Origin of the sequence: Micromonospora sp. DT62, assembly GCF_049847285.1 — a bacterium.
Lineage (GTDB): Bacteria > Actinomycetota > Actinomycetes > Mycobacteriales > Micromonosporaceae > Micromonospora > Micromonospora reichwaldensis.
On sequence record NZ_JBNCOB010000004.1, the window covers coordinates 23,166 to 38,842 of the forward strand.

Annotated in this window: 16 protein-coding genes and 1 tRNA gene; 7 read left to right on the forward strand and 10 right to left on the reverse strand. The window is 74.1% G+C overall.

Annotated features, from left to right (window positions below):
• Positions 1-123 precede the first annotated feature (123 nt).
• Both ACPXCB_RS07585 and ACPXCB_RS07590 read left to right on the forward strand, forming a co-directional pair.
• Positions 124-1,401, forward strand: a complete 1,278-nt coding sequence (locus tag ACPXCB_RS07585) for an Ig-like domain-containing protein (protein WP_425873464.1) — start codon at positions 124-126, stop codon at positions 1,399-1,401.
• Positions 1,402-1,694: 293 nt separating this feature from the next.
• On the forward strand, positions 1,695-2,993 hold the full coding sequence (locus tag ACPXCB_RS07590; protein WP_425873466.1) for an Ig-like domain-containing protein: 1,299 nt from the start codon (positions 1,695-1,697) through the stop codon (positions 2,991-2,993).
• Between the two features lie 50 nt (positions 2,994-3,043).
• Here ACPXCB_RS07590 and ACPXCB_RS07595 read toward each other — a convergent pair.
• Positions 3,044-3,116 (reverse strand) — tRNA-His (locus ACPXCB_RS07595).
• Between the two features lie 112 nt (positions 3,117-3,228).
• Positions 3,229-3,819: an oligoribonuclease gene (gene orn, locus ACPXCB_RS07600; protein ID WP_357578262.1), complete on the reverse strand. Its 591-nt coding sequence runs from the start codon at positions 3,817-3,819 to the stop codon at positions 3,229-3,231.
• Between the two features lie 76 nt (positions 3,820-3,895).
• On the opposite strand from orn, the gene ACPXCB_RS07605 reads away from it, so the two are divergent.
• The gene (locus ACPXCB_RS07605; protein WP_425873472.1) at positions 3,896-5,164 is read left to right on the forward strand and encodes a glycosyltransferase family 87 protein; all 1,269 of its coding nucleotides are present in this window, start codon (positions 3,896-3,898) and stop codon (positions 5,162-5,164) included.
• A 163-nt stretch (positions 5,165-5,327) separates the two neighbouring features.
• Here ACPXCB_RS07605 and ACPXCB_RS07610 read toward each other — a convergent pair whose 3' ends face one another.
• The 4 genes from ACPXCB_RS07610 to ACPXCB_RS07625 all read right to left on the reverse strand — a co-directional run bounded on the left by ACPXCB_RS07610 (position 5,328) and on the right by ACPXCB_RS07625 (position 9,688).
• Positions 5,328-6,359 carry a hypothetical protein gene (locus tag ACPXCB_RS07610; RefSeq protein ID WP_425873474.1) on the reverse strand — a complete coding sequence of 344 codons (1,032 nt, stop codon included), beginning with the start codon at positions 6,357-6,359 and terminating at the stop codon, positions 5,328-5,330.
• A 142-nt stretch (positions 6,360-6,501) separates the two neighbouring features.
• Positions 6,502-7,242 carry a YcnI family protein gene (locus ACPXCB_RS07615; protein WP_425873475.1) on the reverse strand — a complete coding sequence of 247 codons (741 nt, stop codon included), beginning with the start codon at positions 7,240-7,242 and terminating at the stop codon, positions 6,502-6,504.
• 16 nt (positions 7,243-7,258) lie between these two features.
• Positions 7,259-8,923, reverse strand: coding sequence for a copper resistance CopC/CopD family protein (locus ACPXCB_RS07620; protein WP_425873971.1), 1,665 nt, complete (start codon positions 8,921-8,923; stop codon positions 7,259-7,261).
• A gap of 120 nt (positions 8,924-9,043) precedes the next feature.
• Positions 9,044-9,688 carry a zf-HC2 domain-containing protein gene (locus tag ACPXCB_RS07625; RefSeq protein WP_425873477.1) on the reverse strand — a complete coding sequence of 215 codons (645 nt, stop codon included), beginning with the start codon at positions 9,686-9,688 and terminating at the stop codon, positions 9,044-9,046.
• Positions 9,689-9,795: 107 nt separating this feature from the next.
• On the opposite strand from ACPXCB_RS07625, the gene ACPXCB_RS07630 reads away from it, so the two are divergent.
• The 4 genes from ACPXCB_RS07630 to ACPXCB_RS07645 are packed head-to-tail and all read left to right on the forward strand — an operon-like array spanning position 9,796 to position 12,802.
• Positions 9,796-10,386: a sigma-70 family RNA polymerase sigma factor gene (locus ACPXCB_RS07630; protein WP_311414818.1), complete on the forward strand. Its 591-nt coding sequence runs from the start codon at positions 9,796-9,798 to the stop codon at positions 10,384-10,386.
• A gap of 31 nt (positions 10,387-10,417) precedes the next feature.
• Positions 10,418-10,942 carry a MauE/DoxX family redox-associated membrane protein gene (locus ACPXCB_RS07635; protein WP_132233914.1) on the forward strand — a complete coding sequence of 175 codons (525 nt, stop codon included), beginning with the start codon at positions 10,418-10,420 and terminating at the stop codon, positions 10,940-10,942.
• On the forward strand, positions 10,935-11,651 hold the full coding sequence (locus tag ACPXCB_RS07640) for a DsbA family protein (protein ID WP_425873480.1): 717 nt from the start codon (positions 10,935-10,937) through the stop codon (positions 11,649-11,651). The genes ACPXCB_RS07635 and ACPXCB_RS07640 overlap by 8 nt, the downstream gene beginning before the upstream one ends.
• Complete coding sequence (locus ACPXCB_RS07645) at positions 11,648-12,802, forward strand: hypothetical protein (protein WP_425873481.1); 1,155 nt, start codon at positions 11,648-11,650, stop codon at positions 12,800-12,802. The genes ACPXCB_RS07640 and ACPXCB_RS07645 overlap by 4 nt, the downstream gene beginning before the upstream one ends.
• Positions 12,803-12,839: 37 nt before the next feature.
• Here the strand turns inward: ACPXCB_RS07645 and ACPXCB_RS07650 are convergent, their stop codons facing one another.
• From ACPXCB_RS07650 to ACPXCB_RS07665, 4 genes are read right to left on the reverse strand one after another with little or no spacing between them, the layout of a single operon-like run.
• Positions 12,840-13,607 (reverse strand): energy-coupling factor ABC transporter ATP-binding protein, encoded by a 768-nt coding sequence (locus tag ACPXCB_RS07650; RefSeq protein WP_425873482.1) that lies wholly within the window; start codon positions 13,605-13,607, stop codon positions 12,840-12,842.
• On the reverse strand, positions 13,604-14,374 hold the full coding sequence (gene cbiQ / locus ACPXCB_RS07655; RefSeq protein WP_151456736.1) for a cobalt ECF transporter T component CbiQ: 771 nt from the start codon (positions 14,372-14,374) through the stop codon (positions 13,604-13,606). Before cbiQ ends, ACPXCB_RS07650 begins: the two co-directional genes overlap by 4 nt.
• A 7-nt stretch (positions 14,375-14,381) precedes the next feature.
• Complete coding sequence (locus ACPXCB_RS07660; RefSeq protein ID WP_425873484.1) at positions 14,382-14,774, reverse strand: PDGLE domain-containing protein; 393 nt, start codon at positions 14,772-14,774, stop codon at positions 14,382-14,384.
• Entirely contained in the window at positions 14,771-15,487 is a 717-nt protein-coding gene (locus ACPXCB_RS07665) for an energy-coupling factor ABC transporter permease (RefSeq protein WP_425873486.1), read from the reverse strand. The genes ACPXCB_RS07660 and ACPXCB_RS07665 overlap by 4 nt, the downstream gene beginning before the upstream one ends.
• Positions 15,488-15,677 lie beyond the last annotated feature (190 nt).

Below are 15,677 nucleotides of genomic sequence, written 5' to 3' on the forward strand. Positions count from 1 at the left end.
CCCCCTTCGGCCGAGCTTACCGGGCATTAATGGACGAAACGGCCGGACGGGCGAGGACAGGGGGCGGACAAGCGGCGACCATGCGGCACGATGTGCGCCAGGTACGCGAGAACAGAGGTGGGGATGGGCATGTTCGCGCGGGCCGGGGCGATGGTGGGCGCCCTCGGCCTGGTGGCGTCGCTGGCTCTGACGGGCTGCGGCGCGGAGCAGAAGAAGCAGGCGGAGTTCGTCGGCGGCACCGCGCCGGCCACGTCCGCGACACCGGGTGCGGCGGGCACGGTGGCCGAGCCGGGCACCCCGGCCGCGCCGAGCGGTCCGCCGCTGACGGTGAGCCCGGCCGACGGGGGGAAGAACCGGCCGGTCAGCTCCGAGATCAGCGCCGAGGTGCCCGGCGGCGGGAAGGTGTCCAGCGTCACGCTGGCCGCCGCCAACGGCGGCCAGGTCGAGGGGCGCCTGCGCGCCGACGGCTCGTCCTGGGTGCCGTCGAAGCCGCTGAAGTACGGCACCCGTTACACGGCCACGGTCACCGCCACCGGCTCCGATGGGACGACCAGCCAGGGCAAGAGCACCTTCACGACGATGGCGAAGCCCAAGTCGGTGATCAGCTCCGGCCTCTACCTCTTCGACGACAAGACCTACGGCGTGGCGATGCCGGTGGTCACCGAGTTCCACCCGGGGATCCCGAAGAAGGACCGGGCGGCGGTGCAGAAGCGCATGTTCGTGCAGACCGATCCGCCGCAGCCGGGCGCCTGGCACTGGGTGGAGAACGGCACCCAGGCCTACTACCGCGCGCCGGAGTACTGGAAGGCCGGCACCACGCTCACCGTCCGGATCGCGCTGGCCGGTATCCCGCTGAGCAACGGCCGCTACGGCAACGTCGACCGTACGGCGACCGCCAAGATCGGCCGGGCCTTCGAGATGCAGGTGGACAACGCCACCAAGAAGATGACGGTGTACGAGGACGGCCAGGTGGTCCGCACCCTGCCGGTGAGCCTGGGCAAGAAGAAGACCCCCTCCTCCAGCGGCACGATGGTCGTGATGGAGAAGAAGGAGTCCACGGTCTTCGACACCCGCGACGATCCGGACCCGGCGAACCGCTACGTGACGGAGATCGACTTCGCCCAGCGGCTCACCTGGGGCGGCGAGTACATCCACGCGGCGCCCTGGTCGGAGCACGTGCAGGGCCGGCAGAACGTCTCGCACGGCTGCGTCAACGTCTCCACGGCGAACGCCCGCTGGCTGTTCGGGAAGACCAAGGTGGGCGACCCGATCACCATCAAGGGCACCGAGCGCAAGCTGGCGCCGGGCAACGGCTGGACGGCGTGGAGCCAGAGCTGGTCCGAGTTCGTCAAGGGCAGCGCGGTGCCGGTGCCGGAGGCCGGCGAGGGGTCGGCCTTCTGAGGAACGCCCACCGACGATCCGGCGACCGGCCCGCACCCGCGGGCCGGTCGCCGTCTTCGTGGCCCTGCCGCGACGCCCGTCCGGGCCCGCGACGCCGGCGACGCCCCGAGAGCCCGCGCTGCGGCACGTGCGGCGGGTCGGGAGAGGCGAGCGAGCCTCGGCAAAGCCTCGGATCTTATCAACATCCGGACATCTCGTACGGCGTGTTCCGGTTCACCTTGCGGAACGGGTACCTGCCCTGGTGCGTCAGTGAGGGACGATGGGCTATCGGGGACCACGACTGTGAGGGAATCATGCGAGCTGTCCAGGACCAGCTGATCCGGCACGGGGACGACCGGCGGGGTGGCCGACGCCGTGGGTTCGCGGCGGCGGTGCTCGCCGTGACGCTCGTGCTGGCCTCCGCCTGCACCGACGGCGGCGGGGGCAAGCCCTCGGGCGGCTGGCAGAACGGCGACGACCAGCCCGCCGCGCCGAAGGCGGCGGCCACCATCGTCGAGCCCAAGGCCGACGCGAAGGACGTGCCCGCGTCCACCGGCATCACCTTCACGGCGACGGAGGCGGAGCAGACCAGCGTCGAGCTGAAGGACTCCGCCGGTGGGGCCGTCGAGGGCGAGCTGGCGGCCGACGGCAAGAGTTGGCTGCCCGCCGGCGCGCTGAAGTACGGCGAGACGTACACCGCGACGGTGACCGCGACCGGCGACGACGGCCGGCCGGCCATGGCGACCAGCACCTTCACCACCATGGCGAAGCCCGGCAAGCAGGTCCGGATCAGCAGCTTCCTGGGTGACGACCAGGTCGTCGGCGTCGGCATGCCGCTGATCGTCAAGTTCAGCCGGGCCGTCCCGGAGGACTACCGCGACGACGTGCAGAGCCGGATGGCGGTCACCTCCGTACCGGCGCAGGAGGGCATCTGGCACTGGGTCAGCCCGACCGAGATCCGCTACCGCCCGAAGGAGTTCTGGAAGGCGAACAGCACGGTCTCCTACCGGGTCCAGGCTGGGGGCCTGCCGCTGGGCGACGGCTGGTACGGCCGGGCGGACCTCAGCGTCGGCATCAAGGTCGGCCCGGCGGTGGTCATGACGGTGGACAACAAGACCAAGCGGATGACCGTCACGAAGGACGGCTCTGTGATCAAGACCATCCCGGTCAGCCTCGGCAAGAAGAGCACCCCGTCCTCCAGCGGCACGATGGTGGTCATCGAGAAGCTGCGCAAGACGGTCTTCGACACCTTCGAGGAGCTGGGCCCCGAGGAGGGCTACCGCACCAAGATCGACTACGCCCAGCGGCTGACCTGGGGCGGCGAGTTCATCCACGCCGCGCCCTGGTCGGAGGGGCAGCAGGGCCGGGTGAACGTCTCGCACGGCTGCGTGAACGTCTCGATGGCCAACGGCGCCTGGCTGTTCGCCAACACCCGCGTCGGCGACCCGATCACCGTCAAGGGCACGGAACGCAAGCTCCAGAACGGCAACGGCTGGACCGACTGGAACATGAGCTGGGAGCAGTACGTCAAGGGCAGCGCCCTGCCGTACGAGCCGCCGACCGAGGCCGCGCCGGAGGAGAGCGGCGAGCCCACGGTCACCCCGACCACCTGAGCCCGCAACGCCGAAGGCCCCCTCCGCGAGGAGGGGGCCTTCGGTCACCGGGTGACTGATGGGAATTGAACCCACGACAACCGGGACCACAACCCGGTGCTCTGCCAACTGAGCTACAGCCACCATGCCGTTCACACCCGATGGATCCACGCCCGGTCGATCGCCCCGGGCGGGGTGCGGACCAATAATAGCCCCACTCCCGCCCGCCGCGTCCAGCGGGTTCCGCCGGGTTGGATCAGAGCTCGGCGGCGATCGCCTTGGCGGTCTCCACGTCCGGCCCGGGCAGGGGCACGAAGAGGGTCCGCCGGTAGTACTCCAACTCCCGGATGCTCTCCCGGATGTCGGCCAGGGCCCGGTGCGCGAGCCCCTTCTGGGGCTGGCCGAAGTACACCCGCGGGTACCAGCGGCGGCACAGCTCCTTGATCGACGAGACGTCGATCATCCGGTAGTGCAGGTGCGCGTCGAGGCGGGGCATGTCCCGGGTGATGAAGCCCCGGTCGGTGGCGATCGAGTTGCCGCACAACGGGGCCGTACGCGGATCCTTCACGTGGCTGGCCACGTAGTCCAGGACCATGTCCTCGGCCTCGGCGAGGGTCACCGTCGAGCGCCGGACCTCCTCGGTCAGCCCCGACTTGGCGTGCATCGTCGTTACGATCTCGGGCATCGCCTCCAGCGCCGCCTCGTCGGCGTGGATCACCACGTCGACGCCGTCCCCGAGCACGTTGAGGTCGGGATCCGTGACGAGCGCGGCGACCTCGATCAGCTTGTCCCTGCCGAGGTCCAACCCGGTCATCTCACAGTCGATCCAGACGAGAAGATCAGCCACCGGGACAGCCTACGCGCAGCCCACCAGGCCGCGCGCCCGCGCACCGGGGCGCGCGGTGACCGCTAGGGTTTCCTCCGTGCCAGCCGAACCCGCCGCACCGCCCGCCGTCACCGACGACGATCCCGGTGGCCGTACGGTCCGTCGGCTCATCGCCCTGCTGGCGCTGGCCGCCGTGCTGCCGGCGCTCTACCTGCCCGGCATGGTGCACGACTTCTTCGACCTGAAGATCTACATGCGGGCGATGGACTGGTGGGCGGCCGGGAACCCGCTCTACGACTACGTGCAGCCCGACCGGGTGCAGGGCGAGCTCTACTTCACCTACCCGCCGTTCAGCGCGCTGCTGCTGCGCCCGTTCGCGCTGCTCCCGCTGGGCGCCACCGTGGCGATCTTCACGATCCTGACGGGCCTGGCGGTGATGGTCACGACCCGGTGGCTGCTCGCGCCGGTGATCGCCCGGCACGGACTGCCCCGTGTGTTCAGCCTCACCGTGGCGGTCCTGCTGGTGCTGGCCGTCGAGAGCACCCGCGAGACGATCACCTTCGGTCAGATCAACATGCTGCTGGTCGTGCTGATCCTGGCGGACCTGCTCTTCGCCGTACCCCGGGCGAGCCGGTGGGCCGGCGTGGGCGTCGGGCTGGCGACGGCGCTCAAGCTCTTCCCGGGCATCTTCATCGTCTACCTGCTGGCCACCCGCCGGTGGCGGGCGGCGGCGGTGGCGAGCGCGACGGCCGCCGCCGCGACCCTGCTCGCCGCCGCGGTCGCGCCGCGCGACTCGTGGCGGTTCTGGACCCACGAGCTGTGGGCGACCGACCGGGTCGGCCGCACCGACTACACCGGCAACCAGTCGCTGTTCGGCCTGCTCAGCCGCATCACCGCGCCCGAGAAGCCCCACCAGCTGCTCTGGCTGCTGCTGGTGACGGCCATCGCCGGGTACGGGCTGTGGCGCGCCGCGCGGGCCGCCCGCGCCGGGGACACGCTCACCGGCCTCGCCCTGACCGGACTGGTCGGCTCGCTGGTCAGCCCCATCACCTGGACCCACCACATCTACTGGTTCATCCCGGCGGTGGTGGTGCTGACGGACGCGGCGCTGAGCGCCGACGCCACGACCGGCGAGGGCGCCCGTCGGCGACGTCGGCTGGCGGCGCTCGCCGTCGGCACCTCCGCCCTCATCGTGTACGGGGTGGTGACCTTCCACGACTGGGGCATCGCCCCGGTGCGTACGGACTCGCCGGGCGAGTTCCTGGTGCGCAACACGTACGTGCTGCTGAGCCTGCTGCTGCTGGTGACCCTGCCGGTGCGGCGGGAGGGCCGCGGGTTGCGGGAAATGGACAGTCTTCCCAAGTAGCGCTGTTCATGGCTAATCTGGTGGTAACTACCTCAGACGTCTCTCGGGTAGCACCGATCCCCCGGTGAGGGCGGCCCTCCGCGTCGGCAGCGCGGAGGGCCGCTCGCCGTCCGGGCCTCCGCCCACGGTGGGATGCCGGCGCGGGGCGAAGGCCGGACGTGGGTCAGCGCGGATCGTCGGGCGACTGCCGGCCGGCCTCGGAAGCGCCAGCGTCAGGAGTGCCGGCGGCGACCGGGTCGGCCGTCTCCTCGGGGGCGGCGGGCGGCCAGGCCAGGGTGAGGTTCACCTCGGGCGGCCGGAGCGCCGGGTCGCCTCCCGCGAGGTCGGCGAGCGTCGCGGGGCGGCGGGCGGGCACCGGCCCGATCGCCGGCCGGGCCCCCGTGGCAGCGGCGCCGACCGAGGCGAGCTGGCGACCGGCGACGCGCGACCGGTCGCTGTCCCGGGTCGGCTGCGGGCCGAGGCCGGCGAGCGAGGTCACCCCGAGGCGGCCGGCGAGCACCGGCACCTGGTCCGGCTCGACCACGAAGACCACCTCGCGGGGCCGCACCGGGCGCAGCAGGAGCAGGGCCAGCGCCACCGCCAGCACCCCGCCGGCCAGCAGTCCGGCGGTAGCCGGGGCGGTCCAGCCGGCGCGCAGCCCCGCGCGCAGTTCCAGGCTCAGGTCGGCCCGCCCGTCGGGACGCATCACCACCAGGCTCAGCCGTCGGTCGGCCAGCTCCGCCGGGGTCCACTCCAGCGTGCCGATCCCCTCGCGTACCCAGAAGGGCTGGCCGATCGGCGCGACCGACGGCGCGGGACCGGCGGACGGCGCGGGACCGGCGGGCTGCAGCCGGACCGGCAGCGGCCCCCGGGCCAGCGCCACCCGGCGCACCTCGGCATGCGGAACCGGCTCGAGCCAGCGACGCACCTCGTCGGCGGGTGCCAGCCCGACGAAGGCCGGGCCGTCGGGCGTGCGCGCGTCCAGCCGGAGCCGGGCCTGCCCGGCGCGGGTGAACGGCGCCTCGGCCCGCAGCAGCTCGTCGACGTCCCGGACGACCATCGCGTGACCCGGGGTCTGCACGGTCTCGAACCGGGCGCTGAAGGCGCCACCCGGGTCGGCCTGCCGGGCGAGCAGCGTGAGCGCCCCACCGGCGAGCAGCGCCGTGATCCCGACCGTCAGCAGCAGCATGGCGGCGAGCACCCGCACGATCCGCATTCGCCTCGTCCCCCTCCGTAGCCAGATACCCGGCCGACCTTACCGACGTGGGGCGAACCGTCAGCGGATATCCACGGCACGGGGCCAGGAAAGCAGCCGGCCCGCCGGAGAATCCGACGGGCCGGCTAGCGGTGTGGCCGGGTCACTCCCGCGACGTCGGCGCCCGCCGCGTACGCGAGAACGCGAGCCCGCCGAGCAGCAGGCCACCCACGCCGGCGACCAGGCCGGCGACCGCGAGCCCGGTGGCCACGTCGTCGCTTCCGGCGTCATCGTCATCGTCGTCGTCGCCGGCGGCCTGCGGCGCGGCGGTGCCGGTGGGGGCGGTCGACGGCGCGGCCGCCGTGAGGGTGAGCACCGGGGCGGGGTTCTCCGGCTCCTCGCCGCCGGGGAGCGGCTCCTCGATCCACCGCTGCACGTTGCCGTCGGAGTAGGTCTGCAAGGTCTTGAAGACCATCGTCTCGACCTGCGGCAGCGGCCCCATCGACACCGGGAACTCCTGGAACTGGCCGGGCTTGACCGCGGCGCTCCCGGTGGCCGTCCAGGTGAGCTTGGAGACGACCTCGCTGAGCTGGCTGCCGTGCACCTCGACGGGCGGGTCCACCTTGCGCCTCTCCACCGCCACGGTCCAGCCGGGCACCGGCATGGTCGACACGGAGCCGACGGGCGCGTTCTCCGGCAGCACGACCTCCAGCTTCGTGGTGGAGGCCGTGTCGCTCTCGTTCGGCACCCGGAAGGCGAACCGGCTGTAGCCGCCCTGGGTCGCCTCCTGCGGGTTGACCGTGACGTGGGCCGAGGCGGGCGCCGCGAAGCCGAGGACGGCGGTGGCGACGGCGCCGAGCGCCAGGGCGGCGGCGGCGCTTGCGGTACGCCGGTGACGGATCATGGTGCGAGCCTTCCTGTTACCTGATCGGCACGGTGGTGGTCACCGTGGCCTGGTCGATGTCCGAGGTGCGGGCCGTGATGCGCAACTGCCACTCCCCCGCGGCCGGGAAGTTGATCTCGCCGGTGGCGTGGTTGTCGGTCAGCGGCAGCAGCGGCACCTGGATGGCTTCGATCCCCGCCGCCGGCAGGGCGACCGTGGCCCGCCACTCCACCACCGGCTGGGGACGGTTGTCCTTCGTGTACGCGTAGAAGTGCACGGTGTTGTTGCCCCGCTCGGCCGGGTCCAGCTCGATTTGGAGGTCGTAGTTCGGGCTGGACAGCGTCGTGGAGAAGAAGCGGCCCGGCGCGCCGGCCACGTCGGCGCCGGCGGTGCGGGCCGGGGTGGTCTGCACCAGGACGGCGGACAGGCCGAGGACCACCGCCGTGATCGCCAGCTCCGCCCAGACCGCCCGCCGCATCGGCGTCGGCCGGCCGGCCGCGGTGCGCCGGCGCACCAGCTGCCGGGAGTACGCGGCCACCGCGATCACCAGCGCGAAGAGCCCGATCTTGCCCAGCACCAGCCGGCCGTAGGTGGTGTCGACCAGCGCGCGGGGGGTGGCCACCTCGATCAGCGCCTGGACGGTGCCGGCGAGCAGCAGCGCCGAGACGGCCAGCGCCGCCCAGCGCGACCAGATCGGCAGGATCGCGCCCAGCTCCCGCTCGTCGGCCCGGGTCAGCAGGAAGACGGCGAGCATCACCAGCCCGCCCATCCAGACCGCCATGCCGCCCAGGTGGACGGCGTCGACGACCACGGAGACCGCCGGGGCGGGCGAGGCCGCCGGGTGCCCGGCCAACGGCCAGGTCACCAGCGCCGCCGCCCCGAGCACGCCGAGGATGACCAGATCGCTCCGCTCGACCGGCCCCGCCATCAGGGGTCGGAGCAGGAACGCCGCCGCGGCCAACAGGCCCAGCCGGACCAGGTGCGCGGCGCCGAAGGAGCTGCCCAGCACGTCGCTCAGCCCCTCGCCGGTGACGTCGAACACGCCGCCGCCGGCGGTGTAGGGCACCTGGAGCAGGAGGTTCGCCACCGTGGAGACCGCCAGCAGGCCGAGCCCGGCCCAGGCCAGGCGGGCCGGTCCGCGTCGGGGCAGCCGCCGGGGCCAGAGGGCGGCGAGCACCAGCGTCGGTCCGACGAGCAGCAGCAGGCCGGCGTAGCCGCCGTACTTGGCGACCTTGACCGCGTTGCCGACGACCGGGTCGGCCCGGCTGTCGTCCCCGCTGTCCACCGGGGGCGTCGAGGGCGCGCCGACGGAGTAGGTGAACGCGCCCGAGACGGGGTGGCTGTCGGAGGAGATCACCCGGTAGCTGACCAGGTAGGTGCCGCGCGCCCCGGCGGGGTCGACCGGCACGGTGACCACGGTGCCCTCGAAGGTCGGTTCGCCGCGGTCGGCGCGGGAGCCGTCCGGCGCGATCACCCGGATCTTGCCGGACACCTTGCGCACGGACTCGCTGAACGTGAGCACGACCTCCGCCGGCGCGTTCGACACCACGGCCGAGGCGATGGGACTGCTGCTCACCAGCACCGCGTGGGCGCTGGCGGGGCCGGCGGGGGCGATCAGCAGGGCGACGACGGTGACCAGCAGGCCGGCGACGGCGAGCAGCCGGGCGATCGGGCGGCGGTTGGCGACACTCATGCCGGCAATGCTCTCGAACCCGACCGGCCCGGCGCGACTCCGACCATGCCCCGCGCCACCGGAGCCCGCCTGTCCGGGACGACTCCGAGGACGCCCCGCGCCGCCGGAACCCGGCCGCCCGGGGCGACGTCAGCCATGACGGGCCAGGAGTGCGGTCGACGGCCGGCGGTCCGGCTCGTCACTGACCCGTCCCAGCGCCCACAGCAACCCCGCCTGCACCGCCGCGGCCAGGTGCCCGACCTCGTGCACCAGCGCGGTCGTCGAGTTGGCGATGTCCACCGCGCTGGTACCGGCCAGGCAGACCGCCAGCACCAGCGCCACCGGCACGAACGCCCGGGCGCGCTCGGGTCGCCACGCGGCCAGCGCGAACCCGACGGCCAGCGCCACGTCGAAGGAGGCCATCTCGCGGCTCGTGTGCGGGTCGAGGGTCACGCCCAGCCCGGCCAGCAGCATCGGCAGGGCGATCGCCAGCTGGGCGACCGCGGCCACCGCGACCGCCACCCGCAGCACCTGACGGCGGGCCGCCCTGGCCGCAGCCCGGGTGCGTCCGGCCGCCAACGAATCGGCGGCGACCGCCGCCAGCACCGACGCGGTCAGGTCGGGCACCGCCACCGCCTGCACCCGGACCAGCCGGGTGACCTGCTCGGCGCGGGTCAGCCAGGCCCGGCAGCCGGGGCAGCTCTCCGCGTGCGCGTCCAGCATCGCCGGCGCCGCCAGCGGGTCCTCGCCGTCCAGCCGCGCCGACAGCGCCGCGCGTACGTCGTCGCATGTCATGTGGGGATAGTCGTGCGACGCACCGGAATAGTTCCCGGCGTGGCGCAGGCCATGGAAGGGTCGAAGGACCCTCCCCGGCCCGGCCCCGCCGCGTAACCTGGACTGTCGTGATCCCCGCCCCGCGCGAGACCTCCGCCGCCAGTCCGACCGGTGACGCGGGCGTCGCTGCGCGGGAGTCGGCGACCGAGTGGGCGCTGGCCGCCCGCGACGGGGACCCCGTCGCCCAGGCCGCCTTCGTCCGGCTGACCCAGGCCGAGGTGTGGCGCTTCACCGCCGCGCTGGTCGATCCGGACAGCGCCGACGACCTGACCCAGGACACCTACCTGCGGGCGTTCCGGGCGCTGCCGGCGTTCGAGGGCCGCTCCAGCGCGCGCACCTGGCTGCTGGGCATCGCCCGCCGGGCCTGCGCCGACCACCTGCGCACGGTCGTGCGTCGCCGCCGGCTCGGCGAGCGGCTCGCCGCCGACGCCTGGACCGACCGGCCGCACCCGGACCCCGCCGGCCAGTTCGGCGCCGCCGACCTGGTCCGCCGGCTGCCCGCCGAGCGACGCGCGGCGTTCGTGCTCACCCAACTGCTCGGCCTGTCGTACGCCGAGGCCGCCGCCGTGGAGGGGGTGCCCGTGGGCACCATCCGCTCGCGGGTGGCCCGGGCCCGCAACGACCTCGTCGAGGCGGTCGGCGACGCCCTCGCCGGATGACCGGGAACTTCCGCCGGGGACGGGACGACCAATGATCGTGACCGCACCGCACACCCGGGTCGCCCGCTGGCCCGCCGTCCGCCCCTGGATCGGGGTCGCCGTCCGGCTGGGCCTGGCCGCCGTGTGGCTCGTCGCCGGCGGCAGCAAGGTCGGTGACCTGGCTGCCTCCGGCCGCGCCGTCAACGCGTACCAGGTCATGCCGTACGACCTCGCCACGGTGATCGGCGCGGCGCTGCCCTTCGTCGAGCTGGCGCTGGGCCTGCTGCTGCTCCTCGGCCTGGCCACCCGCCTCTCCGCCGGGGTGTCCGCGGCGCTGCTGGTGGTCTTCATCGTCGGCATCGTCTCGGCCTGGAGCCGGGGCCTCGCCATCGACTGCGGCTGCTTCGGCGCCGGCGGGGAGCTCGCCGAGGGCCAGACCCCGAGCTACCTCCCGGAGATCCTCCGGGACCTGGGATTCCTGGCGCTGGCCGGGTTCCTGCTGATCTGGCCCCGCACCCCCGTCTCGGTGGACGGCTGGCTGGCGGGGGACGCATCCGTGGAGGACGAGGATGAGTAGTCGCAAGGGGCAGAAGGGCTCCGCCCGGGTGGTACGCGAGCAGCTGGCCCGGGAGCGGCGGCGCAAGCGGACGCTCTGGGTCTCCGTGGCCGCCGTGACCGTCCTGGTCGTCGCCGGCCTGATCGGCTGGAGCGTCTACTCCAGCCAGCGCTCCGACGACTTCACCGCACCGACCGGCTCGAACGAGGCCGGCACCGGGGTCGTTGCCGGCTCGGGCCCGGTCACCATCGACATCTACGAGGACTTCCTCTGCCCGGCCTGCAAGCAGTTCGAGCAGGCCAGCGGCCCTACCCTCGACCAGCTGATCAGCGAGGGCAAGGTCCGGGTCGTCTACCACCCGGTGGCGTACCTGAACCGCTTCTCCAGCACCCAGTACTCGACCCGCTCCTCGGCCGCCTCCGGCTGCGCGGCGGAGGGCGGCCGCTACCGCGAGTACGCCAAGGCGCTGTTCGACCGGCAGCCGCCGGAGGGCGGCGCGGGGCTCAGCGACGGGGAGCTGGCCGACATCGCGGCGGGCACCGGCATCGACCGGGACGGCTTCGCCTCCTGCCTACGGGAGGGCACCTTCAAGCCGTGGACCGAGCACGTGACGCAGGAGGCCAGCAAGGCCAACATCACCAGCACCCCGACGATCCTGGTCGACGGCGAGCAGATCGCCGACCGCAGCCCGGAGGGGATCAAGTCGGCGGTGGAGGCGGCCGGCAGGTGATCCGCAACCTGGTGACCCGCGCCGGCCTGGTGCTCGCCGGCACGCTGACGGCGACGGTCGCGTTCGCCGCCCCGGCCGCCGCGCACGGCGCGGACGCTCCCGACGGCACCGACTACCGCACCGAGGTGACGGCCGTCGCCCCGGCCCGCCCCGGGCTGAGCGTACGGGTGATCGAGGCGGGCGCGCGGCTGGAGCTGACCAACACCGGCGACCGCGCCGTCGAGGTGCTCGGCTACTCCGGCGAGCCCTACCTACGGGTCGGCCCCGACGGCGTGTACGAGAACGTCCGCTCCCCCGCGACGTATCTGAACCGGACCATCGCCGGGGACACGCGGCTGCCGGCCGAGGCGAACCCCGCCGCCGCACCGGACTGGCGACGCGTCGACGACTCCGCCACGGTGCGCTGGCACGACCAGCGGGCACTCTGGCGGGAGTCGGCACCGCCGCCGCAGGTGCGCGCCGCCCCGGACCGGGAGCACCGGGTGCGGGACTGGGCGGTGCCGCTGCGCACCGGCACGGAGACGGGGGAGATCCGCGGCACCCTCGACTGGGTGCCGCCGCCGGACGCGTACGTCTGGTGGGTGGTCGCCACGGTCGGGCTGCTGGCCGTGGGGGTCCTCGGGCTGTTGCCGGCGCGCTCCGGGCCGGGCGCGCGGGCGCTGGCCGGGCTCGGCGGGCTGCTGGTCGTCGGCGGGGTGGCCGCGGTGGTGTTCACCGTGGGCCGGGAGGTGGACGCCGGCGCGCGGGGCGTGGGCGGGGTGCTGACCGGCCTGCTCGGCGGGCAGGTCTGGGCGCTGCTGACCGGGCTCGGCGCCGTCGCCGCTGGGGTCTTCGCGCTGGCCCGCCGGCCGGCCGCCGATTTCGCGCTGGCGCTGGCCGGGGCCTGCCTGGCGCTCTTCGCCGGGGTGGCCAACGCCGCCGTCTTCGCCCGCGCCGTCGCCCCCGTGCCCTGGTCGGCGACGACGGCCCGGATCCTGGTCGCCCTGATTCTCGTCGCCGGCGCCGGCGCCACGGCGGCCGGCGCCCTCCGCCTCCACGCCGCCCGCCCCACCCCCACTCCCACCCCGCCCCCCACCCCCGCCCCGCGGGTCGATCATGGAGTTGTGGCGGGGGACGAACCGGAGCAGAAGAGGTCGGACCGGGCGCCATGAGTGCATGATCGACGCCTCGGGGTGGGGAGCGGGGGCGTCAGTGGGGGGTGGGGGTGGGGGTGAAGCCTCGGGGGAGTTCGAGACGGTGACGGGCGAGGCGGTCGGCGTCCGCCAGGAGGTCGGCCGTGGGGGCGTCGGCGACGATGCGGCCGGCGTCCAGGATGACCGAGCGGTCGCAGAGTTCCAGGGCGTACGGCAGGTCGTGGGTGACCATCAGCAGCGTCACCGGCAGGGCGCGCAGGATCCCGGCCAGCTCGCGGCGGGCCGCCGGATCGAGGTTGGACGACGGTTCGTCGAGGACGAGGATCTCCGGATGCATGGCGAGCACGGTGGCCACCGCCACGCGGCGCCGCTGCCCGAAGGAGAGGTGGTGCGGCGCGCGGTCCCGGTGCTCGCCCATCCCGACCGCGGCGAGGGCCTCGTCCACCCGGGCGGACAGCTCCGCCCCGCGCAGGCCCAGGTTGGCCGGCCCGAACGCCACGTCCTCGGCGACGGTGGGCAGGAAGAGCTGGTCGTCCGGGTCCTGGAAGACGATGCCCACCCGGCGGCGTACCTCGGCGAGCGTGGCCCGGTCCTGGCTGACGGTCAGCCCGCCGACGCTCACGCTCCCCTCGGCCGGGGTGAGGATGCCGTTGAGGTGCAGCACCAGCGTGGTCTTCCCGGCGCCGTTGGGGCCGAGCAGCGCCACCCGTTCGCCGCGCGGCACGGTCAGGTCCACCCCGTGCAGGGCGACGTGCCCGTCCGGGTACGCGTAGCGGACACCACGAACGTCCAGCGAGAGGGCGGTCTGCACGGCACCGATCATGTCAGCACGACGGCCGTGGCGGCGATGCCGGCCGCCAGGACCGGCACGGTGGCCGCGACCAGCCACTGCCCGGCGGTCGCCGCGCCCGCGCCCTGCCACACCGCCGGCATCCGCCCGGTGTAGCCGCGCGACAGCATCGCCAGGTAGACCCGCTCGCCGCGTTCGAACGCGCGCAGGAAGAGCGCGCCGACGCCGGTCGCGAAGCCGCGCAACTGCCACAGGAAGCGCGGGTCGTCGCCCCGGGACATCCGCGCCACCCGCATCCGGCGGGCCTCGCCGACCAGCACGTCCAGGTAGCGCAGCATGAACGTGGCGATCTGGGTGAGGATCTGCGGGCAGCGCAGCCGGTCCAGGCCGACGATCAGGTCCCGGGTCGTGGTCGTCGCCGCGAGCAGCAGTGAGGCGAGCACGCCGAGGGTGCCCTTGGCGACGATGTTCCACGCCCCGAGCAGCCCGTCGGACGACAGGCTCAGGCCGAGCACGTCGACCCGCTCACCGGCGCCGAGGAACGGCAGCGCCACCGCGAACAGCACGAACGGCAGCTCGATCAGCGACCGGCGGAGCAGCCAGCCGGGCCCCACCCGGGCCAGCGCCGCCACCACCGCGACCAGCAGGGCGTACGCGCCGAAGGCCCAGAAGGCCTCGCGCGGGGTGCCGACCACGGCGAGGGTGAACGCCACCATCGCCGCGATCTTGACCTCGGGCGGGAGCCGGTGCACCGGTGACGCCGCGTCCCGGTACAGCACGTGCGCGTGCCCGGCGCCCATCCGGTCGCTACTCCCGACCCGACGCCCCGACGGGGGTGCGGGCGTCCCCGACCGCGTCCTCGTCCCGGGGGCCGCGGCGGCGGACCAGCCAGAACGCCCCGCCGGCCACGGCGAAGGTGAGCAGCACGCCGAGGACGCCGGACAGGCCGGTGGAGAGGAACTCGTTGTCGATCCCCGCCACCCCGTAGTCGGCCAGCGGCCCGCCGACCTCGTGTTCGCGCTCCCGCTGGGCAGGGCAGCTGCCGCCGGTGATGTTGTCGTCGGCGTCGACGGTGCAGCCCTCGCGCAGCGACGAGTCCAGCCCGTCGGGGTGGGACGAGGCGAAGTTGCTGACCACCCCGGCGAGGAGCAGGGCCACCAGCAGCCCGCCGACGACGAATCCCCAGGAACGCTTCCTCACCGGACACCTCCGACGGCCGGGACGGCGGGCGTGGACGCCGCACGCAGCCCGCGCAGCGCGTAGACGAGATCGGGCCGTACCTTCGCGACGGTGACCACCGTGGTCGCGGTGATCAGGCCCTCGCCGATGCCGATCAGCAGGTGCACGCCGGCCATCGTGCCGGCCAGACCGCCCAGGTTGCCGCCGAGGTCGGTGGTGCCGCCGAGCTGGTACTGGAGCACGAAGCCCATCGACGCGACCACCACGCTGACCAGCGCGGAGACGAAGGCGGTCACCCCCAGGCCGGCCGGGCTGCGCGGCAGCACCCGCAGCAGCAACGCGATCAGCAGGTACGCCGCGGCGGTGCCGAGCACGGCCATGTTGGTGATGTTGAGCCCGAGCATGGCCACGCCGCCGTCGCCGAAGACGAGCGCCTGCACGACCAGCACCACGGCCACGCAGAGCGCGCCGACCCACGGGCCGACCAGCATCGCGGCGAGCGCCCCGCCGAGCAGGTGACCGCTGACGCCCGCGGTGAAGATCGGGAAGTTGAGCATCTGCACGGCGAAGATGAAGGCCGCGACGAGCCCGGCCATCGGGGCCAACCGGTCGTCCAGGTCGCGCCTGCCGCGCAGGACGCAGAACGTCATCGCGAGCAGCGCCACCGCCGCGAACACCGCCGCGACGGGACCGTCGACGATCCCGTTCGAGATGTGCATCGCCAGGTTCTCCACGCGGCCTCCCACGCGTCGCCCGGCCAGGCCTGGCCGTTGACGTCAGCCTATTTCCCAAGCTTGGCTGTTGCCAAGAGTTGGCAACTGGCGTGCGCCCGATTGCGCGTCCGCCGCCGACCCGACGTGCCGGCCGGGGCGGCGTTCCGGCCAGGCCGGCGCGCCACCCGGAGGCGGCCGGGACGCGCTCCGG